At 43.0% G+C, this 24,295-nt stretch carries 19 protein-coding genes; 10 read left to right on the top strand and 9 right to left on the bottom strand.

Going from position 1 to position 24,295, the window contains the following annotated elements:
• Positions 1–7: 7 nt before the first annotated feature.
• Complete coding sequence (locus B5Y40_RS08150; protein WP_079686192.1) at positions 8–913, top strand: SAM hydrolase/SAM-dependent halogenase family protein; 906 nt, start codon at positions 8–10, stop codon at positions 911–913.
• Between the two features lie 55 nt (positions 914–968).
• On the opposite strand, the gene B5Y40_RS08155 is transcribed toward B5Y40_RS08150, so the two are convergent.
• Both B5Y40_RS08155 and B5Y40_RS08160 read right to left on the bottom strand, forming a co-directional pair.
• Positions 969–1,964 (bottom strand): SMP-30/gluconolactonase/LRE family protein, encoded by a 996-nt coding sequence (locus B5Y40_RS08155; RefSeq protein WP_079686193.1) that lies wholly within the window; start codon positions 1,962–1,964, stop codon positions 969–971.
• 53 nt (positions 1,965–2,017) lie between these two features.
• Positions 2,018–3,166 (bottom strand): glycosyltransferase, encoded by a 1,149-nt coding sequence (locus tag B5Y40_RS08160; RefSeq protein WP_079686194.1) that lies wholly within the window; start codon positions 3,164–3,166, stop codon positions 2,018–2,020.
• A gap of 401 nt (positions 3,167–3,567) precedes the next feature.
• On the opposite strand from B5Y40_RS08160, the gene B5Y40_RS08165 reads away from it, so the two are divergent.
• The 3 genes from B5Y40_RS08165 to B5Y40_RS08175 are packed head-to-tail and all read left to right on the top strand — an operon-like array spanning position 3,568 to position 7,054.
• Complete coding sequence (locus B5Y40_RS08165; protein ID WP_079686195.1) at positions 3,568–5,016, top strand: lipopolysaccharide biosynthesis protein; 1,449 nt, start codon at positions 3,568–3,570, stop codon at positions 5,014–5,016.
• A gap of 20 nt (positions 5,017–5,036) precedes the next feature.
• Positions 5,037–5,930 carry an FkbM family methyltransferase gene (locus B5Y40_RS08170; RefSeq protein WP_079686196.1) on the top strand — a complete coding sequence of 298 codons (894 nt, stop codon included), beginning with the start codon at positions 5,037–5,039 and terminating at the stop codon, positions 5,928–5,930.
• 11 nt (positions 5,931–5,941) lie between these two features.
• Entirely contained in the window at positions 5,942–7,054 is a 1,113-nt protein-coding gene (locus B5Y40_RS08175; protein ID WP_079686197.1) for a glycosyltransferase, read from the top strand.
• A gap of 8 nt (positions 7,055–7,062) precedes the next feature.
• On the opposite strand, the gene B5Y40_RS08180 is transcribed toward B5Y40_RS08175, so the two are convergent.
• Entirely contained in the window at positions 7,063–8,220 is a 1,158-nt protein-coding gene (locus tag B5Y40_RS08180; RefSeq protein WP_079686198.1) for a glycoside hydrolase family 88/105 protein, read from the bottom strand.
• A gap of 152 nt (positions 8,221–8,372) precedes the next feature.
• On the opposite strand from B5Y40_RS08180, the gene B5Y40_RS08185 reads away from it, so the two are divergent.
• The gene (locus B5Y40_RS08185; RefSeq protein ID WP_079686199.1) at positions 8,373–10,505 is read left to right on the top strand and encodes a hypothetical protein; all 2,133 of its coding nucleotides are present in this window, start codon (positions 8,373–8,375) and stop codon (positions 10,503–10,505) included.
• 29 nt (positions 10,506–10,534) lie between these two features.
• Here B5Y40_RS08185 and B5Y40_RS08190 read toward each other — a convergent pair whose 3' ends face one another.
• From B5Y40_RS08190 to B5Y40_RS08205, 4 genes are all read right to left on the bottom strand, one after another.
• On the bottom strand, positions 10,535–11,917 hold the full coding sequence (locus B5Y40_RS08190; RefSeq protein WP_079686200.1) for an FGGY-family carbohydrate kinase: 1,383 nt from the start codon (positions 11,915–11,917) through the stop codon (positions 10,535–10,537).
• Entirely contained in the window at positions 11,917–13,200 is a 1,284-nt protein-coding gene (locus B5Y40_RS08195) for a sugar isomerase (RefSeq protein ID WP_079687121.1), read from the bottom strand. The genes B5Y40_RS08190 and B5Y40_RS08195 overlap by 1 nt, the downstream gene beginning before the upstream one ends.
• Positions 13,201–13,283: 83 nt before the next feature.
• Positions 13,284–15,392 (bottom strand): bifunctional aldolase/short-chain dehydrogenase, encoded by a 2,109-nt coding sequence (locus B5Y40_RS08200; protein WP_079686201.1) that lies wholly within the window; start codon positions 15,390–15,392, stop codon positions 13,284–13,286.
• Positions 15,393–15,613: 221 nt separating this feature from the next.
• Positions 15,614–16,675: a GntR family transcriptional regulator gene (locus B5Y40_RS08205; RefSeq protein ID WP_079686202.1), complete on the bottom strand. Its 1,062-nt coding sequence runs from the start codon at positions 16,673–16,675 to the stop codon at positions 15,614–15,616.
• 155 nt (positions 16,676–16,830) lie between these two features.
• On the opposite strand from B5Y40_RS08205, the gene B5Y40_RS08210 reads away from it, so the two are divergent.
• From B5Y40_RS08210 to B5Y40_RS08225, 4 genes are all read left to right on the top strand, one after another.
• Entirely contained in the window at positions 16,831–17,907 is a 1,077-nt protein-coding gene (locus tag B5Y40_RS08210) for a glycoside hydrolase family protein (RefSeq protein ID WP_079686203.1), read from the top strand.
• 30 nt (positions 17,908–17,937) lie between these two features.
• On the top strand, positions 17,938–19,305 hold the full coding sequence (locus B5Y40_RS08215; protein WP_079686204.1) for a Gfo/Idh/MocA family protein: 1,368 nt from the start codon (positions 17,938–17,940) through the stop codon (positions 19,303–19,305).
• A gap of 12 nt (positions 19,306–19,317) precedes the next feature.
• On the top strand, positions 19,318–20,682 hold the full coding sequence (locus B5Y40_RS08220; RefSeq protein ID WP_079686205.1) for a glycoside hydrolase family 88/105 protein: 1,365 nt from the start codon (positions 19,318–19,320) through the stop codon (positions 20,680–20,682).
• A gap of 143 nt (positions 20,683–20,825) precedes the next feature.
• Positions 20,826–21,848, top strand: a complete 1,023-nt coding sequence (locus B5Y40_RS08225; protein ID WP_079686206.1) for a family 43 glycosylhydrolase — start codon at positions 20,826–20,828, stop codon at positions 21,846–21,848.
• Positions 21,849–21,900: 52 nt separating this feature from the next.
• Here B5Y40_RS08225 and B5Y40_RS08230 read toward each other — a convergent pair whose 3' ends face one another.
• Positions 21,901–22,650 (bottom strand): ABC transporter ATP-binding protein, encoded by a 750-nt coding sequence (locus tag B5Y40_RS08230; protein ID WP_079686207.1) that lies wholly within the window; start codon positions 22,648–22,650, stop codon positions 21,901–21,903.
• Complete coding sequence (locus tag B5Y40_RS08235; RefSeq protein ID WP_079687122.1) at positions 22,647–23,381, bottom strand: MlaE family ABC transporter permease; 735 nt, start codon at positions 23,379–23,381, stop codon at positions 22,647–22,649. The genes B5Y40_RS08230 and B5Y40_RS08235 overlap by 4 nt, the downstream gene beginning before the upstream one ends.
• 194 nt (positions 23,382–23,575) lie before the next feature.
• On the opposite strand from B5Y40_RS08235, the gene B5Y40_RS08240 reads away from it, so the two are divergent.
• Positions 23,576–24,280, top strand: coding sequence for an SDR family oxidoreductase (locus B5Y40_RS08240; protein ID WP_079686208.1), 705 nt, complete (start codon positions 23,576–23,578; stop codon positions 24,278–24,280).
• Positions 24,281–24,295: the final 15 nt, after the last annotated feature.

Here is a 24,295-nt window from a genome sequence, read left to right on the forward strand (position 1 = left end):
ATAGCGTATGGTACAGTATAGATTGTTTTTTGTATTACTCTTTGTAGGATTTTCTTACCCCGGAATAAGTCAACCGAGAGCATTGGTGTTTCAATCAGACTTTGGATTGAAGGATGGTGCTGTAGCTGAAATGAAAGGTGTTGCCTTTTCTGTCTCATCAGATCTTAAAATTTTTGATGTCACACATGAGATCCCTGTCTATAATATTTGGGAGGCATCGTATCGATTATACCAGGCTGTTCCATATTGGCCTGCCGGTACAGTGTTTGTGTCCATTGTTGATCCGGGCGTTGGCTCCGATCGTAAATCGGTAGTTCTGAAAACCAAAACCGGGCATTATATAGTTACTCCTGATAATGGTACACTCACATTGGTGGCTGAACATCTGGGCATTGAAGAAATACGCGAAATAGATGAAACTAAAAACCGGTTGGGCAACTCCGGTAAGTCGTATACATTTCATGGCCGTGATGTATATGCCTTTACAGGCGCACGCCTCGCAGCCGGCACTATAACATTCCAGGAAGTAGGACCTAAGCTTAGTGCACAGGTTGTCCGTATGGACTATCAAAAACCGGTTTTGGTGAATGGTGTAATCAAAGGAAATATTCCAGCGTTGGATATACAATACGGCAATGTCTGGACAAACATCGATATGGAGATCTTTGGAAAACTTGGCGTAAAGCTTCATGATAAAGTCCATATAATAATTTATGATAACGGCCAGCCAATGTTTGAAGAGGACATCCCGTATGTCAATACTTTTGCAGGTGTACCGGTAGGGAAGAACCTGGTATATATGAACAGCCTTCTTAATTTTTCTCTGGGAATCAACCAGGGAAATTTCTCTGATAAGTATAAAGTCTCCAGTGGACCAGGTTGGAGTATTTCGATTTGGAAGACAAAGCAATGATGTAGGAAAAGAGATGTAGGCTGTGCTATATTTATACCACAGCCTATATTTAAATTTATTCGCGAAGTCTTACACGAATAACGTACATATCTGCGGTAAGGTATAGTGTTTTCTCATCAGCACTCAAAGCGCAGTTAGAAGTTGCTTCAGGTATTTTGATTTTGCCAAGTACTTTGCCCTCAGCGTTGAAAATCCACAAGCCGCCTGGACCGGAAGCATATATATTCCCTTTCTTATCAACCTTAAAACCATCCGGAAGTCCTTTCTCTTTTTTTGCTTCAGCCGTTGCATCGTAGAAGATACGCGCGTTGGTGACAGAATCATTTTCATTCAGATCAAATGCGTACCAGATCGCTTTGTCTGAATCCGAGTTTGCCACGATAAAGGTTTTTTCTCCGGGAAGAAACGCTATGCCGTTCGGTCTTGTCAGCGAATCCACCAGCAAAATAGTCTTTCCTCCTGAAGCCTTATATACCCCGTTGTAAGGTGTTTCTTTTGTTGGGTCTTCTGCTTGCTTTGGCAAACCATAGGGAGGATCGGTAAAGAATACATCGCCATTGCTGCGAACAACAGCATCGTTCGGACTGCTTAATTTTTTGCCATCAATGTTGTCAGATATAGTTGTGAAGTCAGGTTTAGGGTCATTAACCGGTGCATTCATAACAGCCACTCTGCGATCACCATGCTGACAAAGCACAAGCTTTCCATCCGGTGTAAGCGTTAAGCCATTCGAGCCCATCTCGCCACCACGCGGCACCGAGCTGGTATATCCTGAAGGAGTAAGATATACCGACAAGCCTTTTTGTTCTGACCACTGATGAATTATATTCTTGGGAACATCTGAAAAGATCAATGTCTTTATTTCCTCTAACCACAATGGGCCTTCACTCCATTCAAAGCCTTCCGCTATAATTTCAGGTTGTGCGTTAGCCGAAATAATAGCATCCAACGCAGGGTCCACGCGTTCAATCGATCCGATGGTTTTCATTTCATTGGTTTTACAAGCCGATAAAAAAATAAACAATGCAAGTATGGACAGGAGGGGCTTCATGAGGTTGTGTTTGTTTTTTAATGTTTGAAATTTACACAATCCCCTGAAACTTGCTAACGGCTCAATACTTCTTTTACAAGGCGGTTAAAGATCTCTTCGTTGCGTTCAGCATTCAGTTCTTTTGCAGCTATACCAGCGTTAGACTTAAAGGATGCTACCTGCTCTGTTGTAAGCGCGTTTAATTTAGCAGCCAGACTTTTAGCCGTAAACTCCTCTGATACAACCCCTATAGAATAATGATTTACAATGGAAGCCATTTCGGGTGTCGGCCCTATAGCAATTCCCAATCGTGCCTGGATAAAGTCAAACAGTTTGTTGGGAAGTGTATTCTCGTAGTTAAAGTTGACAGGCGGTAAAAGAAACACTCCGATGTCATACGGTTGAATAGTAGTAACAACAGCATGACTTTTTACAGGAGGTAAAATTTTAATCTTGGGGTTTTTAGAAGCACTCGTTTTTAAATTTTCGATGAATGCCTTTGTCTGACCAGAAGCGAAGTCGGAGGTCATCAGCATCAAATCCAACGTGAACCGTTCATCCAGATAATCCATCATCTCCACCATCAATTCAAGCCTCCGTGATGGATTGGCAATACCATGATGGATGAGGCGTATCGTATCAGGTTTTATAGGTGCTGGCGCTATATCATGATAACGTGTAGCATTGGTAATGATCACAGGTTTCACTCCGAAATGTTTTTCGTATTCGTTGGCCAATCCCTTACCAACCGTCAGCATACCGTCAACCCTAGGTATATACTTTTCACAAAGATGAATATAGAAGGGCTGAAAAAATGTTTTCCAGATCTTGTTGTTCTCAAAATGTCGTGGAGCATACTCATGCGCATCGAATATAATTTTCGCGTTGCCCTTAAATTTAAAAGCCAACGGAAGCGTATCGATATCGTTAGCCACAATGAGATCGAATCGTTTTGAACTCAACTGCTCCGTAAGGTGACCATACGAATGAAACAACTGATAGGCAGCATTGTATTGACGGATGAGCAGGCTTATAGCCATCAGCGCTTTTCGGAAGAGCGTAAGTTTGGTTTGCGTAACCCTTATAAATGTAACACCCGGAGTATCTTCAGCATCAAAGCATACCACCGTAACGCGATGTTCTTTTCTCAGAAAATTAATCTGCCGCGTTACCCGCGCATCGTGTTTAAGGTTACTGAAGACAAGTACTAGGATATCTTTCATGCGTTGCTGGTTCCCGGTTTTTCAGTGCGACTATACATCAACATCGGAAAGTGCTCATCGACTGCAGCCTGGTATAGTAGTTTGCAAAAATAGAATATATTTTGACTTGTAATATTGCAGGCTATAATCTCTATGAGAATCGATGCAAACACATAATTTGATACGCGGCTACCTGGGTTGATTCTTTATCTCTCATAAAGAAGATAATGTCCTTCCAGAATGCCAGGGTTATTCAACTGGAAGGTTCGTGCTTTGAGAAAAACAAGGGAACATTGCACGTTGTACGTTAGATACGCCAGGTGATGTTTGGAAAGTAGCCTAAATTTTGGGAGGATGTACTACAAAGTTATCTGTCTCCTTTTTTCTAATATCCCAAACCGTGCTAACTTGCCCGCTTCGCTATGCGCATTAGTAAAGGTTTTATTAAAAGTTCGCTTATTTATACCCTGGCGGGGATGCTGCCCATGGCGAGTGCCATCATTCTCTTGCCGTTCTACATCACCAATCTGAGCACTGCGGATTATGGCGCTCTCTCTATTTACCTGGCTTTCTCCCTCTTCATTCAAATCCTGACAACGTATAGCTTTGATACTTCACTGTATATACACTTCCACGAATTCAAAGGCGAACCTGCCAAGCTTTCCTCCTTTATTAGTTCTGCATTTGTGTTGATGCTCATGATCGGAGGAGGAGTTGGGATCGTTTCACTGGTGCTGGGAGATTTAACATTCAGCCATTTCTTTACCGATAAAAATATCTCATTTTTTCCGTACGGCATTCTTGCCGCGGGAACTGGAATTTTTCAGGCACTCTTTAAAGTGCATAGTAATCTTTTGCAAAGCCGTGAAAAACCAGAAATATTTTTCTGGTCGAATCTCCTATCATTCATGCTAATCGCGGGCTTTACGATTATAGGCCTCCAGCTATATCCCCATTCTTTAATCGGACCTATTGGCGGAAGAATGATCGCTGCCCTGATAGCCGCTATATGGGTATTGATCAGGATATTTTCTGAATTTGGTGTTCATTTTAATTATCCTTTGCTTCGTTCGTCATTCCAGTTTAATCTCTATGCCTTTATATATCAATTGCAGCAATGGGTTATTAATTATTTTGATCGGTTTATCATGCTGTTCTTTATGCCACTCAGTGATGTAGGTATATATGACTTTGGAATAAAGTGTATGTCGGTTATTGAATTTATACTGAATGGACTTCACAGTTCTTTTTACCCAAAAGTGGTAAGTGCAGTTACCAGCCAGAAGGAAAAAGGATCTTCTGTCGAGATAAACCGGTATTATCATGGCTTTACTTCTGTTATCATGATTCTCATTTGTATGAGTATACTGGTCTTTCCTTGGGTGATTGAAACCTTCGTGAGTAAACCAGACTATAGACGAGCCGTTGAATACCTCCCATACATTGCGCTGATCTTTATTATCAAACCTATGCGTTTGTTCTTTGCTATACCCTATGGTATACTAAAATATACAAAGCCGCTGCCGGTGATATATTTCATTATCTCCGCTGTTAAAATACTGTGTATGGTGTTGTTGCTAAGTGAGTTTAAGATATATGGAGTAATCTTTGCGTCAATATTAAGTGCTGGTGTTGAAGTGTTGTTGTTACGCTACCAGGCGAGAGAGAAATTTCAGTTTCGCTTTAATCTGTTCAAGATTATACTCGCACCCTTCGTGTTATTTGTATTGATCGCTGTACTGGAACCTTTAATGGGGACCTATCAACCCGCGATAACGCATTTGATCTACCTCGTGTCTTGTCTCGGACTGCTATATTGGGTATATCGTCAGGAGGTAAAATTGATTGATCCTCGTAATTTTATAAAATAAGAATTTTAGAAACGGCTAATATGGTACGATCAGGTATAACAAATTTATTTCGCTCCTTAAATGCAAACCTACTATACCGCTTGCCGTGGCCGGTGGAGAAGACCTTGAAAATGGTTTTGTTCATCTCCGAAAAATTCTATCGCTCGTGGATGAAACGTTCTCATCCATCCGAGCAGATTGTCATTACAAACATTGATAAAAACATAGCCATGAAAGTTGATCCGTCTAAAGCGATGGGAGCAGCTTTTTACTGGATGGGGTTTCACGAACTGAACGAATGGCGATTCTTAAACCGTTACCTGAAAAGCGATATGACATTCGTAGATATAGGTGCCAACCAGGGAGAGTTTAGTCTGTTTGCAGCGAAGCGCTTAACCAAAGGACGTGTACTGGCATTTGAGCCTGTAGATTTTTTTTATGACTTGCTATGTGAAAATATAGAGCGAAATAGCTATCGGAATATAGAGACATTTCACTATGGATTGTCCAACGAATCAAAGCAACTTCCGATCTATATGGGAAAGACCGGTGCAGGTGAACACGAAGGACTCGCTACTATTTTTCAGAGTGATTTGCGTGAACGGTTTATCCAGAATATAGAACTACGGGTGTTAGACGATCAGTTGTCTCAACTGAATTTGAATCGTATTGATTTCATGAAGATCGATGTGGAAGGAGCTGAGATGCTGGTATTAAAAGGTGCTCAAAAAACGATCGAGCGCTTCCGTCCGTTGATCATGATAGAGATCAACAATGCAACCTATCAGGCTGCCGGATATACTGTGCCAGATGTAATCCAGTTCTTTAAACAGATGCGCTATACATTGAACATCATGACGAAGGATGGAACGCTCAAGGCGGTTACTACTACTCCCGCCTTTTGCAACGCAGTATTTGTGCCTGATCCCTCTTAATTTTTTGATCGATGAAGATCCTCATGATCACTCCCTGGTATCCGGATAAACTAAGTCCGAACTCTGGCATCTTCATCAGAAGCCAGGCCGAGGCATTGAGTAGCGAACATGAAGTCGTGGTGATCTCCGTGAAAGTAAATTATAGTAAATTCGGTCTATACTCTTTTCAGATAGAAACTTCATGGCATGGAAAAGTAGAAGAGCATCGGATTGTGATTCATCGCTCGTTGCCACTCTATAATCAATTAAACTATTGGTTTATCATGATGCGATATTCGCGCAAGGTACTCCAAAAATTTAAGCCCGATGTTATTCACGCCTCGATAGGCTACCCCGGAGCGTTTTGGGGATGGTTGTTAAAAAAAGTTACTGGCAGGCCCTATATTCTTCAGGAACATACACGCGTGAAGAATAACTTCCGGAGTTTATTCCACAAGAAGTTAACACTGTATGGCTTGCGTCATGCAGATGCTATAGTGGCTGTAGGGAAACGTCTCGCCAACGAGTTGGAGACTCTTCTGGATAAAAATGTTCGTGTTATACCTAATGTAGTCGAGATAGAAAAGTTTAAAGAAATTTCTCCAGCACAAGACTCCATTATACAAATTGGTTTCTTGGGAGGGATGAACACTCCTGTGAAAGGACTCGATATTTTATTAACATCGCTTGCAGGTATATCAGAAGACTTTATCCTACATATAGGAGGGACGGGTACACTGGAAGACGAATATAAAAAGCAGGCACGCCAGATGGGAATAGAGGCGAAGTGCCGGTTTTATGGTTTTATCCCCTATGAAGAAATCCCACTCTTCATGTCGCGACTTCATTTTTTTGTCTGCTCAAGCCGGTATGAAACATTTTGTGTGGCGCTTGTAGAAGCGATGGCCGCAGGGCTTCCTGTTGTTTCAACACGATGTGGCGGACCGGAAGATTTTGTGAATGATATAAATGGCCTGCTGGTAACAAATGAAAATGCAGACGCATTGCGCGAAGGCATCCAAAAATTAATGCAGACATGTCAAATGTATAATTCGCAGGCTATAAAGAACTATGCTCAGGAAAATTTCTCAAAGCAAAGCTTCCTTGCACGAATTGATAAGGTATATCAGAGCGTGATGCGCTAAAGCGATCGTTAATTTTTCTTTGCGTTGATCAGCTTATACACTTCACTCCCCGCCAACAGAAAGCATCCCAATCCATAATCTTCAAAGTTAGGAACAGAGGTATAGGTTACAGGTTGTCCGTCTTTGGGTTCTTTGCCCGTACCTTGCATATACCCCAGGAAACCGTTCTCATGTACTGCTTCTTTAACCATTCCATTCCATCCTTTGGTTATGATCGGCTGATACTTTTTCGCATCGAGGTAGCCGTTGTTTATTCCCCACGCCATACCATATACAAATAAAGACGTACCCGATGTCTCTTTGCCTCCATAATTAGTAGGGTCATGAAGACTGGCGTTCCAGAATCCGTCTTTGCGTTGAATAGGAGCGAGAGCAGCGGCCATCACTTTAAAATCGTCTTCATATTGCTTCCGATGAGGAGCATCTTTCGGTATTGTGGCAAGCACACGAACAAGCGCTGCGAACACCCATCCGTTACCACGTGACCAGTAACAATCTTCTCCATTAGGTTCTTTATAGGGAGGATCGAAATCTTTATCTCTCCACCACAAATTATCTTTAGGATTGAACAATCCATTGTCGCCATGCTTGTTGCGGGTATACATATACATTTCATACATGCGCTCACTATAGGCAGGATCATTATAGATCACACTAAGCTTTGCAAATACAGGCATCGCCATTTGTATAGCATCTACCCAATTCCAATCATCAATTTTATCTGTGCGCATCATGCTATCAATGGAAGCCTTGATTTTTTCAATCTTGAAGGGCTTCGGGTCCATCTGGTATAGATCTATATACGTCTGACCTGCACATTGATTATCAGCATTGCGCGTATACGTTTCACCATCGCGTAAATCCCATTTATGAAAATCAGCCCAGCGAACAGCATAGTCGAGATCTTCAGGTTTAGGATCAAGGGCATAGAGCGCCATCAGCCCTTCATAGTATACCGCACGTGTCCAGATATTGCTGGCACGCGATCTTTCATGTACCATGCGCTTCCCTACATCCGGCCATTTATTTTTGAAATAGCCATTCGTGAGATGCATTACTTCCAGAACCTTATCAGGGGCAGGTAATTTCTTTTGTGCCTGAAGTGAACTGCAGGTAATAAACAGCAGGAGCGCTAATAAAGGCAGACGCTTGATGGCAATGATCATAGTGATGAACGATGATTTAGATTATAACTCAAGGTAAAAGATGCCTTGTCAATAACTTTCGGGTACTGTCCTGTATCGAAAGCGTCAGTGGTATAATATTCCTTTTCTTTTTGTTTTGAATTGATGACTTTTATTTAAGATCATTTGTCATTATGAGAGTTGCTATAATAGTATTATGCTGGTTGGTAAATATAGTTTGCTTGGCGCAGAATGCACCAGTAAAAAGTATTGATCGTTTTTCGTTAGTCAGTCGCCACAACGTGGTATTGAATAAAGTTGATACGTTGGGAGCGCTCTCGGTAGGGAATGGAGAGTTTGCGTTTACGGCAGATGTTACAGGCCTGCAAACATTTTATAAAGAATATGAAAATGGTATAGCACTCGGAACACAATCACAATGGGGATGGCACAGCATTCCTCAGGAAAAGAAATATATTTTAAATAATGTAGCAAAGCTGTACGAATCATGCGATGGAACAAAGGCACCGTATGCTGTTCAGCAACGGGAAGGAATTGCAGGTGAAGCAACAGAAGCACTTCGCGCGAATCCACATCGGCTACACCTTGGATTGATTGGATTAGTGATGACAAAGGAAAATGGTGAAGCCGTACAACTTCGGGATATCAAAAACATTCAGCAGCAATTGAATTTGTGGACGGGTACAATCGAAAGTAAATTTGAAGTAGAAGGAAGTGCTGTTAAAGTAACTACAATTGCGCATCAGGCACAAGATCGCATTGCTGTTCATATAGAGTCACCTTTGATCGCGAAAGGGAAGTTGAAAGTAAATTTCAAATTCCCCTATGGAAAAGATTGTCATGTTTGCCCCGGATATGATTGGGAGAAGAATGATCGACATCAATCCGTGATAATCAGTCAGCAGAAAGATCTCACGGTTCTCGCGCGAACGCTGGATACTACAAAGTATTATGTGCAAGTCGTGCATGAAACTTCTGCCTTTACGGAAGAAAAGCCACACTCATTTTTACTGTCTCCAGAAAAAAATAAATCATTTGATTTTACAGTATTGTTTACAAAAGACAAGCCTGTTAAGGTGTTGGATTTTAAAACTGTAAAAGTTAACAGTATATATACCTGGGAGAAATTCTGGACGGAAGGTGCAGCTGTTGATTTCTCGGCATGCACCGACCCTCGTGCGAGAGAACTTGAGAGAAGAGTTATACTATCACAATACCTTACGAAGATTCAATGTGCAGGCTCTTTGCCGCCACAAGAGACGGGCCTTACGATGAATAGCTGGTATGGTAAATTTCATTTGGAGATGCATTGGTGGCATGCAGCACATTTTACGTTATGGAATCGAAGTGCATTATTAGAGCGAAGTATGCCGTGGTATACGGATGCTATACCGCAAGCAAAGGCAACAGCACAATGGCAAGGCTATACAGGGGCACGGTGGCAGAAGATGACTGATCCGCAAGGAAATGAAAGTCCTTCCAGTGTAGGTGCATTTATTATCTGGCAGCAACCGCACCCTATATATTTTGCTGAACTCTTATACAGGTCTGCGCCCGGTAAAGATAAACTGGAGAAGTATAAAGATATAGTCTTTCAGACAGCGGAGTTTATGGCTTCGTTTGTGAAGTTGCGTAATGGTAAATATCATCTTTGCCATCCGTTGATACCTGCACAGGAAATTTTTAAGGCGACTGAAACGGATGACCCTGCTTATGAACTGCAGTACTGGTATTATGGTCTGTCGGTTGCTCAGCAATGGAGAAAAAGATTAGGACTGGAAGAAGATAAAAAGTGGAATGCTATACTCAAGGATCTGGCTCCGCTTGCAACAGATGCTACAGGGAAATTATATCTTCCCAACAGTACAACACCAACAGCCTATACCGATGATTTTTTCCGAAGAGATCATCCCGCTGTAGTAGGTGCATTCGGGTTTCTTCCGTTCAACGATCGGATCGATATAGCGCTGATGAAAAACACGTTTGATGAAATTATAGAACATTGGCAATGGGAAACGACCTGGGGATGGGATTATCCGCTCATGGCAATGACAGCGGCAAGACTTAATAAACCTGAGCAGGCAATTGAAATGCTGTTGTTAAATACACAAAAGAATACCTACCTGGTAAATGGACACAATTATCAGGATGCACGCTTGCGGCTATATTTGCCAGGTAACGGTGGACTGCTCTCCGCTATAGCGATGATGACTGCAGGATGGGATGGAAGCACAGAGACAAATCCCGGCTTTCCGAAAGATGGTAAATGGAATGTACGATGGGAGGGATTGAAGAAGATGCCATAGTATAACTTGTAGATATAGCGTTCATATAGCTATAATATACTTGCTGCAAATTTATTCAGTCCTGATATTGTACTCTGCTTTTTGCCGGATTGCATAATCATGGCAGCACCATGTGCGGAACCAAGTGGCATATGCGAAACTTCAATGGTATACTCCGGCAGATAAAACTGAATCAGCTTTATGAAAATTTCATTGTCGATAAAGCCACCATCGATGTATATTTTGGTAACGCTTGATTTCCCCAGCGCAAGCTTTGTGGAGGCAACTTGCAGTTGTGTTAGTCCCCAGATTACATGATGGTAAGCTTCTTCATAGGTAGTAAACTTCTCAGGCTGCCAATTGTTTTCGGGAAATATATCCTTTACTAATAGCGGATTGTTTAACGTGGACGGATAAAACGTGGACTTCATTTTACCTTCCTGAATTTTCTCCATGAAGGAAGGGTCCAGTTTAATCTGCTTATAGTAACGTGCTTCCTTCTGAAATATAGTGTTGAGTATCTGGAGATGATGATCAAGTTCATGACCGAGAAACAACCGCGATGCCTTCACTGGTTTACCCTGAATGGTTAAGTAATTAAGACAGTCCCGGTTTAATTCATCCGCTGTTAGAGGATCCGTTGTGAAAGGATTTAGGGTAATGCTCCAGGTACCGGTGGAGATAAGCGCGAACGGTTCGTGCGTACGCATCATGTAAGCTGCCAACGCAGAAGAACTATCATGAACGCCTACACCAACTTCGGTAGCGTGTCCACCGATGATTGTTTGAAACGTAGTGGTAGCAGGAACAATTTCCGGAAGCAAGTGCTCAACGTGTTCATCACGCACCCAAGCATGATATTGATTTAGCGAGAAATCCCATAGCTTAGTATGACATCCAATGGAGGTTGGTTCGCTTACTAATTTTCCTGTAAAGAGATAGGAGAGATACTGCGGAAAATGTAGAGTATATTTTACTTGTTTAAAGAGCTCGGGCTTTGTGTACCTTAGCCAGTATAGCTGTAACCCCGAGTTTAACATACCCAAAGAGGGAGACGCTGTAAAAAGGTTATGGTCACTCTCCGGATATTTCGAATAAAATTTTTTAATAAGCTCTTCCGGAAAGGGCTTCAGGTAATTATACAACGGTGTAACGGGTTTGCCATCTTCACCAAGGTGAACCAGCGTAGCCCCATAGGTTGAAAAATTCAAACGCTTCAATTGATATTCACCGGACGAAGTTATTTTTCGCACGGTACTTTGTATCCAGTTGCTGAGTACATATATATCATCGCACTCAAAACCATCATCATCGGTTGCCAGCGGAAGTTTGAAGTATTCATGATGAAGCTCCTGAAGATCTTCATCGAAAAGAAAAAACTTCTTGTTGGTCTTTCCGATATCGAAAATAGCCGTAACGGATTTTGTCATCATCAGAGTCCTGTCGATACAGTTTTAAGTCCGCGTTCCTGGATGAGCTGCTTCCGTACATTCAGGTTTCTGAACAGTGTGATCGGATGCAACGCAGCCCCTGCACGCCTGCGTGCTTCAGCAATCAACGGCCGCACATCTGTTCTATAGGCGTGTTGCAGAATTTCCTGCGCCTGTGTTGCGTCATTATTTTCGCGCGCTGCTTCCAGTTCCTCTTTGTTTACCAGCAGTGCTTGTGTATAGGCAAGCTTGATGGCCTCTACCGATTGAAGTAAATCTTCGAGCGGGTCTTTAACATTATGACTTGCATCGATCATCCACGCAGGCGGTGGATTGATAGAAGCAGGATCTTCCATACCATATACCAGCTCATTAAAAATCAGAAAGAGCTGATAGGGTTTTATACTTCCAACGGTAAGGTCATCATCGCCATACTTGGAATCATTAAAATGGAAACCACCGAGCTTGCCTTCCATCATCAGCGTAGCTACAATCTGCTCTATATTTGTATTCGGCAGGTGATGACCCAGGTCAACAAGGCAATATGCTTTCTTGCCAAGTTTACTGGCCAGCAGATGAGAGGTTCCCCAATCCTGTATAACCGTAGAATAGAAGTATGGTTCGTAAGGCTTATACTCGATGAACATCTGCCAGTCATCGGGGAGCGCGGTATATATTTCCTTTAGGGATTCAAGTGTGCGCTGAAAAGCCTTTCTGAAATTCTGCTGACCCGGAAAACACGTTCCGTCCGCCAGCCATACCGTTAGCGCTTTCGAGCCCAGTAATTCACCATGCTTGATCACGTCAACATTGTGTTCTATAGCCAGCTTCCTCACGGCCTTGTCACTGTGTGAAAGCGAACCATATTTATAGGATAACTCCTGATCGGCCTGGTCCTGAAATGTATTTGAATTGACGGCATCAAACACAAGGTCATATTCCTTGGCGAGTGATTTTATAGCTTTCGCATCTTTGGGTATATCCCAAGGTATATGCAACGATATAGCACCGCTGGAGCGATTGATCGCATGCAGCAAGCCTACATCTGCAATTTTTTCTTCAAGACTTCCCGGTTCACCACCACCTGAGAAACGCGAGAAGCGAGTACCACCCGTCCCAAGAGCCCAACTGGGTATAGCAATTTGCAAAGCAGCTATCTTGGCAAGAATACGTTCTACATCGTGCCCTTCTGTCGTAAGCCTGTCAGCTATAAATGAAAAACCGGATTGATGTTTATCGTGAAGTTTTTTATTGTGATCCTGAATAAGTTGCTTGTCGAGTTTCATACTTAAAAATTTATAGGTCATCAAAATCCATCACTTAAAACATGAAGGATGCAATCCGTTTTTATTTAAGAATAACTATATACTTATCGTACAAAGGCAGCTGCTACACCACCGTCCACGTTTATAATGTTACCGGTACTTTTGCTAAGGTGCCCGCCCACCAATACAAATACACCGTTGGCTATATCTTCTGTGGTGATAATCTCATTCATGATGGTACGCTTGGCATAGAAGGAAGGAAGCTCTTCAACGGTCACCCCGTACGCCTTCGCGCGGCCCGCAGCCCATTCGCCTTCCCAAATTTTACTGCCTTCAATAACAGCGTCCGGGTTTACTACGTTGACGCGGATTTTTTCTTTTCCGAGTTCAGCAGCAAGCAACCGACTCATGTGTGTTTGAGCAGCCTTCGCGGTTCCATAGCCTACATTGTTCGGGCCGGCAACCAACGCGTTCTTACTCGCTATATTTACAATGTCGCCTCCGAGATTCTGCGCACGAAGAACTTCAACACCTTCTTTGGAAATCATGAACTGTCCTTTTACAATGACATCGTTCAACAAATCCCAGTCTTTCTCGGTTGTCTGTTCAATAGGTTTTGAAATGGCAAGTCCCGCACAATTCACAATAATGTCCACACCACCGAAATCAAGTGACGCTTTTTCATAGGCGAGTTGAATGGATTCTGTACTCGTAACATCTACTACTGATCCGGACGCTATATCCCGTCCAAATTGCTTTGTCGCGTGTTGCAGTGAGGTCTCATTGATATCCGTTAGAAAAACGCAGGCACCTTCACTAGATAATTTCTTCGCGATAGCAAGGCCTATACCACCCGCACCACCGGTGATCAACGCGATCTTTCTGGAAAGCGGTTTCTCCTTCGGCATGCGTTGTAATTTAGCTTCTTCCAGTAACCAGTACTCAATGTCAAATGCCTCTTGCAACGGTAGGGCTACATACTCAGAGATCGCCTCTGCACCTTTCATTACATTGATCGCATTGATATAAAATTCACTGGCTACACGTGTAGTCTGTTTATCTTTTGAAAATGAAAACATACCGACACCGGGCCATAGTATAATTACCGGGTTCGGATCGCGCACCGCAGGACTATTGCTATGTTTATGATCATCGTAATATTTCTGATAGTACTTTCTGTATTCTTCAAAATCTTTATCGAGACCTGCTTTGATTTTTTGTTTGTCGCTGAGGTCAGCGTCCGATGGTATATTTAGTACCAACGGCTTTATTTTGGTACGCAGAAAATGATCCGGACAACTTGTACCCAAGGGTGCAAGCTTATCGAGATCTTTACTGTTGATGAATTCAAGCACACGTTCATCGTCAGTAAAGTGTCCAATCATTCTGGCATGACTCGATGCAAGCCCCCGCAATACAGGAGCGAGCGCGGCTGCTTGTTTTACTCTTTTTTCTTTTGGAAGGGATGTGATTTTATTTCCTCCGAACACGGGTCTCTTTTTGCCATAGTTCTCGAGTAAATATTCGGAAGCTTTATCGATTATCTCAAGACTGTTGATATAGCATTCATACGCTGTATCGCCCCAGGTAAATAATCCATGACCACCGAGCATGATACCCCGTATACCCGGATTGTCGTTCAGCGCTTTTTCTAATTTTAAAGCGAGGTCAAAACCAGGACGCTGCCAGGGAACCCACGCAATTTGTCCACTGAATAATTCGCGCGTGATCTGCTCTCCGTTTTTGGAAGCCGCAATGGCTATAGCGGCATCCGGATGGAGGTGATCGATATGTTTGAAAGGAAGAAACGCATGAAGTGGTGTATCGATCGAAGGCGCTTTTGAATTGAGATCATATATACAATGGTTGAATAGTTCCACCATTTCATCTTCATACTGCAACCCACGGTATATATTTTTTAACGAGTGGAGTCGTTCCATATATAGCGCAGCCAATCCGCTTTTCGTCAACGTCCCAATGTCACCACCGGACCCCTTCACCCACATGATCTCGGTTTCTTTTTTTGTAAGAGGATCTTTCTCGATAGTCTTGCAACTGGTATTGCCCCCGCCATAGTTTGTGATACGAAGGTCCGAACCCAGCAGATTCGAACGGTAGATCAGCAAGCCTACTTCATCATTTTTCAGCGCAGCTTCCTTGGCCTTGTCCCAGCGATAGTTAACGTGTTGAAATGTTTTTTCAAGGATTTCCATAATATACTCATTGATTTGAACAGAGTCTGAGTATCTCAAAACTATTATTGATGAATGGCATGCCTGTCCTGCTGTGTGCTGCAAGACAAGCCACGAGTAATCTCTATTCAAACGGAACGGTTATCGAAGAGAAATCCACCTTGGGACTTTCCACGAAAACCCATAAAAAACACCGTGCTACGGGTAGGCACACGACAAATTAAAATTTCACAACGGCTTTGCTAGATCGAGTTCCTGTTTATAAAGCGGAACGCGTTCTTTACCAACTCTTTTTTCTTCTTTACGATCATATAGGCCGCTGTTTCTCCCATCACCTGGAAATCGGTGGAGATTACCGTGATGCCCAGCAAATCTTTTAAGGGAGTGTCGTTATACGAAATGACGCCTATTTCTTTTCCAAGAACAAACTTTCTGTCACGCACTTGTTTGATCAGGTTAACAAGGTCATTCTCTTCAATAATGACATACGCATCCTTAGGCTGAAGCTCCATGTCGTTATATACTTCTTCAAGCACCTCAAAATCAAAATCGAAATCAGAACAGAATTTCTGGAATCCTTGCTGAATCTCGATCGGAAAAGGATATACTGTTTTACGCGGATATACCAGGATCAGTTTGCTATAGTGTCTCAACAGCTCAACACCTTCCCTCAAGGAATCATATATATCCATTTTGAAGTCCTGGTATACCGAAGCGATGTCTCGTTTTAATTCAGGTAGATAATTGTCTAACAGAATCAATTTGTCTTCCGGAATTTTACGCAGGGCATCAATCACGTCACTCGTTATGCTTTGATGCGTGAGGTTTTCGTCTTTGAAATGCGGCATCACGACATAGTAATCGTATCTACCAATATTTTCATTCAAGGTGCTGAGGAAAATTTTCGGATCACAATGGTATACATTCAGGTCAACGTGTGCCTGAGTTCCGAGGCTGTTCACGAATGAATTATATATACCAAGTTTATAGGAGCTGAGTTTATTCATCAGGAACAGAACACTCATCTTGGAAGGCAGCACAGAACGCGCTACATAATATCCTTTACCTTTTGCAGATACAATGATCTGTTTTTCTTTCAGCAGGTTATAGGCTTTTTCAACCGTATCGCGCGAGAGATAATATTCTTCACTGATCTCGTTGATGGAAGGAATGCGCTGGCCTACTGTAAGCAGTCCTTTCTCGATATCTTCTATGATCGAATTTACAATCTGATGATACTTCGGAATACGCGATTCACTGTCAATCCGGATCGCGTGTACATGTTCCAATTCCTGTGTTCTCATGCTGATTTAGTTTGGTTGGTTACCAAAGTTTAAAAATAACAATCGTTTTTCCCAACAATTCAAACGGTATAGTACAGGACAGTGCTCATTTTTCTGACCGATAGTTTTAAGGCAATGTGCAATCGATTGCTCATTTCTTGTTAAATTAACCTGCCATGCGCGATTTGGGTATCTCAAGACGGCATTTGTTAAAAGGATTTTTGCTGACACCATGGTTGGCGAGCATCCGAAAATTTTCATGGCAAGACGATAAAATATCTCCCTTTTCAAAAAAACTGCAACCCATCGGTCGCAGACTGGAGATGGAAGGATGGTATATATGGTGCACAAGCCCTGTATATGCTCCGGATGGAAAGGTGCATGTCTTCGTTTCGCGGTGGCCTGCCGAGCGGGGTATGGGTGGGTGGATCAACAGCAGCGAAATAGCACACGCTGTCGCGGATCATGCTGAAGCTCCCTTTCAATATGTTGATACCATTTTGTCACCGCGCGGAACAGGTTTCTGGGATGGTACAACGTGTCACAACCCACACATTCAATATATAGATGGAAAGTATTGCCTCTTCTATATGGGCAATGCAAATGGCAAGACCGATACAAAAAGAATAGGTCTTGCTACAGCCACTACGTTGTATGGACCGTGGAGCAGACCTGATAAACCTTTGTTGGAGCCTGGACCGGAAGGAGCGTGGGATGATCACTGTACTACGAATCCTGCGTTTGTAAAACATACCAATGGTGAATATTGGCTATACTATAAATCGTGGAATACAAAGGAATATATAGAAGCGAAAGGCCAGCCCATTCGGGGAAACCGAAAATACGGATTAGCAGTAGCTCCCGCGTTGGAAGGTCCCTATATAAAGTCATCAGTAAACCCTGTAGTTGATTTTTCTGCGCTGGGTAATAATCGCCAGTTTGAAGATGCTTTTGTGTGGCAGGAGAATGGTGTGTTCAACATGATCGCCCGCGACATGGGTTTTTATAATCACGAAGTTGGCCTGCACCTGCAATCAAAAGATGGTATGCAATGGTCGGAGCCTTTGATCGCCTATAATGAGTTGAACGCGTATGCGAAAGAGCCGCCAGCACCGGCTCATTTAAAGAGATACGGACGATTAGAACGACCACAGCTTTTAATGCGTGATGGGAAACCAGTATATCTTTTTACAGCAGCGCAAGGAGGAAAGTATATGACTTCTTCTGCTTTTGTTTTCAAACTCGAATCCTGAATCAATAAACAATTCTAAAAATACTGAAGTATGAGCGACAACATTTTAACCCGCAGAAAATTTATGACAGCCGCAGGAACCGCAGTAGCCGGAGCTATAGCGGTGAGTCCGTTTACTGCCGTTGCAACGGAGTGGGCACCCGCCAAAAAGAAAAAGATTGCCATCGTTGGTACGGGGAGCCGCGCCCTGGGTATGTGGTCTAAAGATGTAGCGTTGACGTACCCTGAAAATGTTGAATATGTAGGCTTATGCGATATAAACCCAGGTCGTGTGGAGACCTTTAAAACAGCAGCCGGTTTTACGTGTCCGACCTTTACCGATTTTGAAAAGATGATGAAGACGGTGAAGCCCGATCTGCTCATTGTTACAACGGTGGATGCAACGCATCATGAATTTATTATACGCGGTATGGAACTAGGTGCAGACATCATCACCGAAAAACCTATGACAACCGATGAACAGAAATGCGAAGCTATACTTCAGACAGAGAAGCGCACGGGTAAAAAAGTTACTGTTACCTTTAATTACCGTTACTCTCCGCATCGCGCCAAGCTATATGAATTGCTGCGCAGCGGTACCATTGGCGATCTTACTTCCGTTGATTTCCATTGGTACCTCGATACCAGTCACGGTTCTGATTATTTCAGACGCTGGCATCGCCTGAAAGAGAAAGGTGGCACATTGTGGGTTCATAAGGCAACGCATCATTTCGATTTACTCAACTGGTGGATCGAATCTGATCCTGCAGAAGTATATGCAACGGGATCACTTGAGTTCTATGGAAAAAATAATTCTTTCCGTCATACAAACTGCAGGCCGTGTCCTCATAAGGATAAGTGTAATTTTTATTATGACGTTACCAAGAATAAGATGTATACCGATCTATATGTCAACAACGAAAAGCATGACGGTTACCTGCGCGATGGTTGTGTGTGGAAAGAAGATATAAATATATATGATAAAATGGCGGCCACGATTAAATACGCCAACGGTGTGCAGGTTGCATACTCGCTTACAACGTACTCCCCATATGAAGGATACCGGATTGCTTTCAATGGAACGAAGGGACGGATTGATGTATGGATTGAAGAAAGCAACCCTATATTGGAGAAACCATACGATGAGATCATGGTCACGCATAATTTCGGTACGCGTGAATTTATACAAGTGCCACACGGTACCAGCGGACATGGTGGTGGCGATCGTTTATTGAAAGATAAAATTTTCGGAGGCGTTACAGAAGATCCGTTGCACCAATCAGCCAGCGTACGCGATGGTGCATTGTCTATACTCGTAGGCATTGCTGCCCGTAAAAGCTGTGAGACAGGTGCTCCGGTAAAAATTGCCGATCTTACCAGTGTGAAGCCAGGTACGAAGAGGCAGTTTGTCAATAGTTAAAATAAAATTACCATGACGCATTATTCCATCAAGTATATTTCTTCCGGTCTTTTCCTTTCTATAGTTTGCATGAGTACTATACTTCATGCACAGCAAGCTGCGAAGGGAACTGATACCAACACTCCGTTGCATGCCCTGCAACCGGATTACAAAATCCCCTATGTCAAAACTACACCTGAAGATGTAAAGCAGGTTACTGACCGTATACTTCTATACCTTGACGAAGCTACACCTGCGCAACTTGTAAATAGTAAAACGGGTGCTGCTATTACTGATTTGAAAAAGCCTGTTAGGGATGCCGTTGTAAAGCAGGGGGATTTTCGCCTGACGAGCTACGAGTGGGGTGTGACGTATGGCGCCATGCTTTTAGCTGCCGATGTTACCGGGGATAAACGCTATGCAGACTATACGGTAAATCGTTTTAAATTCATGGGACAGGTAGCACCGTATTTCCGCTCCTTCGGAAAAGCATTTCCCGAAGAGAAAAATCCTCTGCGGCAAACTTTGGAACCGCATGCGCTTGATGATGCCGGAGCGATGTGTACCGCCATGATCAAAGCACTCCGTGCAGGTGTTGATGCAGATCTTCGTCCGCTGGTTGATAATTTTATAGACTATATTATGACGAAGGAGTATCGTCTTAAGGATGGTACACTGGCACGTAATCGTCCATTACCCAATACGTTGTGGCTTGATGATCTTTATATGGGTGTTCCCGCGATTGCACAGATGGGTAAACTTACCGGTGAGAAAAAATATTATGATGAAGCGGTAAAACAAATTCAGCAATTCTCACAACGCATGTTCAATAAAGAGAAGAAGGTATATATGCACGGGTGGGTTGAAGGTATGGATGTACATCCGCAGTTTCATTGGGCACGCGCAAATGGCTGGGCACTGATGACGAAAGTTGAAGTACTTGATGTCCTTCCTGAAGATCACCCGGGCAGACCGATGATCCTTGCTTTATTGAAAGATCATATACAGGGATTGGCACAGCAACAATCCGGTGACGGCTTCTGGCACCAATTGCTGGATCGTCACGATTCGTACCTCGAAACATCGGCTACGGCAATCTATGCGCATTGTATAGCGCATGCTATAAATAAAGGCTGGATCAACCGGGAGGCGTATGCTCCGATGGCGTTACTCGCGTGGAATGCCGTGAGTACAAAAGTAAATGCCAAAGGGCAGGTGGAAGGAACGTGTGTTGGTACCGGCATGGCTTTCGACCCTGCGTTTTATTACTATCGTCCCATCAATGTATATGCTGCACACGGTTATGGGCCGGTGCTGTTGGCAGGGGCTTCCATATATAAGCTTCTAAAGGAACACCCAGCCGACATAAACGATAGTGCGTTGATGTTTCCAAAATAATTTTTAAAACTGGAAGATATAGCATTGTTATCCCTGGCCAGGTATGTCATTATGCGGCTTGGTTATTTGAACGACAATGATACCAAGGTGCTATATATTTACTACCTTGATGCCGGAACCGTATCATAGGAACGGACTATATCATGAGGATCACTTTCGTTGCCTTCTGTTTTTTCATGTTGATGAGTATACTACTGCCTTCTGTTTCATTTGCACAGCAGGATGCTATAGCTGCTCGTCCGCTTTTCCGTGACCCGGTATATGATGGAGCTGCAGACCCTGTGGTTATCTGGAACGAGAAGGAAAAGAAGTGGTTTATGTTTTATACCAACCGCAGGGCTAATGTCAACGGACTGGATGGTGTACGCTGGGTACATGGTACACGCATTGGCATTGCTGAATCGGTTGATAATGGAGCAACGTGGGTATACCGCGACACTGCAGATATACAATACAGGCCCGTATCCGATTATACACATTGGGCTCCGGAGATCATCGAGTACAATGGACTTTATCATATGTACCTTACTTATGTACCGGGCGTATTCAGTGACTGGGGGCATCCGCGTAATATCATTCACCTTACGAGTAACGATCTGCTTCATTGGAAATATGAGTCTACATTGAAGCTTGCCTCTGATCGCGTGATCGATGCCTGTGTATTCCGAATGCCGGATCAGTCGTGGCGTATGTACTATAATAATGAACGTGATGGTAAATCTATATATTATGCCACCAGTAAAGATCTATACCATTGGACGGATGGTGCGAAAGTTATAGGTGATCGCGCGGGTGAAGGTCCTAAAGTTTTCCGCTGGAAAAATACCAGCTGGATGGTGGTCGATAACTGGAAAGGGCTTGGTATATATCGTTCAGATAACCTGATCGATTGGAAACGACAAGAGAAAAATATCCTGCAAGTTCCCGGCACAGGGGAGGATGATAAAGTTATCGGTGGACATCCGGATGTCGTGGTAAGTGGTGATCGTGCCTATATCTTTTACTTTACGCATCCCGGAAGATTAACAGGTGTTACCGGAGATGGCTACGAGCAACGCAGAAGCACGCTGCATGTAACGGAACTGCTATACAAGGATGGTGTTATTACGTGCGATCGCGATCAGCCAACGCGTATACATCTTGTGCCTACCACGTTGAAGAAATAAGACTGGTTATTCTAGGTATACAATTCGTTGTGAACAAACTATAGCTATAAAGTTACTTGTCGCGAAGGCTGTTCATTACCTTATTGGCAAAAACAAAATCATCAAGCTCCTGAATGCCTGAATGTGTAATGTCATTTTTATTGCCTTCCCACAGATTTCTTCCTTTGTAGATGAACATGATCTTCTCACCAATCCCCATTACAGAATTCATGTCGTGTGTAACGACAACGGTAGTCATATCGTAATCCTGCGTAATGTCCTGGATCAGATCATCGATCAACACGGATGTCTGCGGGTCAAGACCTGAGTTTGGTTCATCGCAGAATAAATAGTTCGGGTTGTTTACAATGGCACGTGCAATGCCCACACGCTTCTTCATACCACCGCTTATTTCGGATGGCATTTTCTTATTTACATTTTCAAGTCCTACTCGCTTCAGACAAAAATTAACGCGTTCAATTTTTTCTTCTGCTTTCATTCTGGTCAGTACATCGAGTGGAAACATTACGTTTTGCTCCACGGTCTTCGAGTCAAACAATGCACCACCCTGAAAGAGCATACCGATCTCTCTGCGTACTTCTATTTTAAGATCACGATCACCTGCAAAGAAATCACGGCCATCATAAAATACCTGGCCATGGTCCGGCTTTACCAGTCCAACTATACATTTCAGCAATACACTTTTACCTGTTCCGCTGGCGCCTATAATAAGATTCGGTTTTCCCTTTTCGAACGTACCCGTTACATCATTGAGCACAAGCTTGTCGCCAAACGATTTGGTTATACTCTGTATCTTGATCATTTTCCAAGTAAAAGTTGAGCCAGTAAATAATCCGCGATCAGTACAGCAATCACACTGCTGGTAACAGCTTTGGTACTCGATACACCTACTTCAAGTGCACCACCTTGTGTATTATATCCGTTATAGGATGATATGGAAGAAACAAGAAATGCGAACACCACCGACTTGATGAGTGCAAAGGTGATCGTAAATTCATTATACCCTGAACGTAATCCTAAAATATAATCGGCAGGTGTAATCAAACCTGTGAGTGTACCGGCAAGATATCCTCCGAGCATGCCGCAGAAACCAGCCAGGATTACCAGCAAAGGATACATCAACAAGGAAGCTATAATTTTAGGAAGCACCAGGTACGAAATCGAATTGATACCCATCACTTCGAGCGCATCGATCTGTTCAGTGATGCGCATGGTGCCGAGCCCGCTCGCCATACTCGAGCCAACTTTGCCGGCATAGATAACAGCAATAATGGTAGGGGCCAGTTCAAGTACAATCATCTCGCGTGCTACCTGTGAAATAACATAGTCCGGTATAAAATCACTCACCATGTTAAATGCAGTTTGCACGGTAGTCACGGCACCCATAAAGGTAGATACCAATGCTACGAGAAAGAGCGAGCCAACGCCAATCGCTACGCACTCTTCCAGTATTAAATTATAGTAGGTTCTGAACGACTCACGGTTCGTAAACAGGTGGCCCAGAAATATAAAGTACTTACCAATCTCCGTTATCATACATTAAAACAGACGCCTCATTATCTTGCTAAGATAATTGAAATTAAAACATCTGCAGTATAAGGAATTTTAACATTCATGTCCCAGCTTTGCAGCCATTAACTTCAAAGATTTGAAATTCAGTCGTGATCCATGGTAAATGTTCTTTATAATCCATGTCTCATCCACAATTAACAGATTAAAATTCACCTATGAATAACCTCATTATTGTTACCGGGGGAACGAAAGGCATCGGAAGAGCCATCATTGAGAAGTTCGCGGCAAATGGTTTTGATATTGTTACGTGTTCAAGAAATGAAAATGATCTTCTAGAATTGAAGAAAACGATCGAGGCGAAACATGCTGTAAAAGTATTTGTACGACCAACGGATATGTCCATGAAGGATGATGTTGTCAACTTTACCCGGTTTGTACAAGGCCTGCAGCGACCTGTTGATGTGCTTGTAAACAATGCCGGGTATTTTGTTCCGGGAGATATTTCAACAGAAGATGATGGTGTACTGGAGAGCATGATCAACGCGAATCTTTACAGTGCTTATCATACAACGCGGGGGCTGGTGCAAGGCATGCGTGAACGGAGAAGCGGGTATATCTTTAACCTTTGCTCCATTGCCAGTATAAAGGCTTATCCCAACGGAGGCTCTTATGCTATCAGTAAATTCGCGCTATTGGGATTCAGCAAGTGTCTGCGTGAAGAACTGAAATTTTTTAATATACGGGTTACAGCCGTTATGCCGGGTGCCACACTTACGGCAAGCTGGGCTGGTGTTGATCTTCCGGAAGAGCGTTTCATAAAACCTGAAGATGTAGCGGACACCCTGTATAGTGCCTATAGTTTGTCGGAGAGAAGTGTTGTTGAAGAAATTATTATTCGCCCACAACTCGGTGATCTATAAAAAAAGCTGTTGCAG

This window comes from Ohtaekwangia koreensis (genome assembly GCF_900167975.1).
GTDB lineage: Bacteria > Bacteroidota > Bacteroidia > Cytophagales > Cyclobacteriaceae > Ohtaekwangia > Ohtaekwangia koreensis.

What these genes read in the sequence shown, in the direction of transcription:
- B5Y40_RS08190 (WP_079686200.1), bottom strand. Translation starts at nt 11,917, where the DNA reads ATGATGACAAAATCCGTTACGGCTATTTTCGATATCGGAAAGACCAAC.
- B5Y40_RS08205 (WP_079686202.1), bottom strand. Translation starts at nt 16,675, where the DNA reads ATGAGAACACAGGAATTGGAACATGTACACGCGATCCGGATTGACAGT.
- B5Y40_RS08160 (WP_079686194.1), bottom strand. Translation starts at nt 3,166, where the DNA reads ATGAAAGATATCCTAGTACTTGTCTTCAGTAACCTTAAACACGATGCG.
- B5Y40_RS08220 (WP_079686205.1), top strand. Translation starts at nt 19,318, where the DNA reads ATGACGCATTATTCCATCAAGTATATTTCTTCCGGTCTTTTCCTTTCT.
- B5Y40_RS08180 (WP_079686198.1), bottom strand. Translation starts at nt 8,220, where the DNA reads ATGATCATTGCCATCAAGCGTCTGCCTTTATTAGCGCTCCTGCTGTTT.
- B5Y40_RS08210 (WP_079686203.1), top strand. Translation starts at nt 16,831, where the DNA reads ATGCGCGATTTGGGTATCTCAAGACGGCATTTGTTAAAAGGATTTTTG.
- B5Y40_RS08230 (WP_079686207.1), bottom strand. Translation starts at nt 22,650, where the DNA reads ATGATCAAGATACAGAGTATAACCAAATCGTTTGGCGACAAGCTTGTG.
- B5Y40_RS08175 (WP_079686197.1), top strand. Translation starts at nt 5,942, where the DNA reads ATGAAGATCCTCATGATCACTCCCTGGTATCCGGATAAACTAAGTCCG.
- B5Y40_RS08200 (WP_079686201.1), bottom strand. Translation starts at nt 15,392, where the DNA reads ATGGAAATCCTTGAAAAAACATTTCAACACGTTAACTATCGCTGGGAC.
- B5Y40_RS08150 (WP_079686192.1), top strand. Translation starts at nt 8, where the DNA reads ATGGTACAGTATAGATTGTTTTTTGTATTACTCTTTGTAGGATTTTCT.
- B5Y40_RS08225 (WP_079686206.1), top strand. Translation starts at nt 20,826, where the DNA reads ATGAGGATCACTTTCGTTGCCTTCTGTTTTTTCATGTTGATGAGTATA.
- B5Y40_RS08215 (WP_079686204.1), top strand. Translation starts at nt 17,938, where the DNA reads ATGAGCGACAACATTTTAACCCGCAGAAAATTTATGACAGCCGCAGGA.
- B5Y40_RS08195 (WP_079687121.1), bottom strand. Translation starts at nt 13,200, where the DNA reads ATGAAACTCGACAAGCAACTTATTCAGGATCACAATAAAAAACTTCAC.
- B5Y40_RS08170 (WP_079686196.1), top strand. Translation starts at nt 5,037, where the DNA reads ATGGTACGATCAGGTATAACAAATTTATTTCGCTCCTTAAATGCAAAC.
- B5Y40_RS08185 (WP_079686199.1), top strand. Translation starts at nt 8,373, where the DNA reads ATGAGAGTTGCTATAATAGTATTATGCTGGTTGGTAAATATAGTTTGC.
- B5Y40_RS08155 (WP_079686193.1), bottom strand. Translation starts at nt 1,964, where the DNA reads ATGAAGCCCCTCCTGTCCATACTTGCATTGTTTATTTTTTTATCGGCT.
- B5Y40_RS08240 (WP_079686208.1), top strand. Translation starts at nt 23,576, where the DNA reads ATGAATAACCTCATTATTGTTACCGGGGGAACGAAAGGCATCGGAAGA.
- B5Y40_RS08165 (WP_079686195.1), top strand. Translation starts at nt 3,568, where the DNA reads ATGCGCATTAGTAAAGGTTTTATTAAAAGTTCGCTTATTTATACCCTG.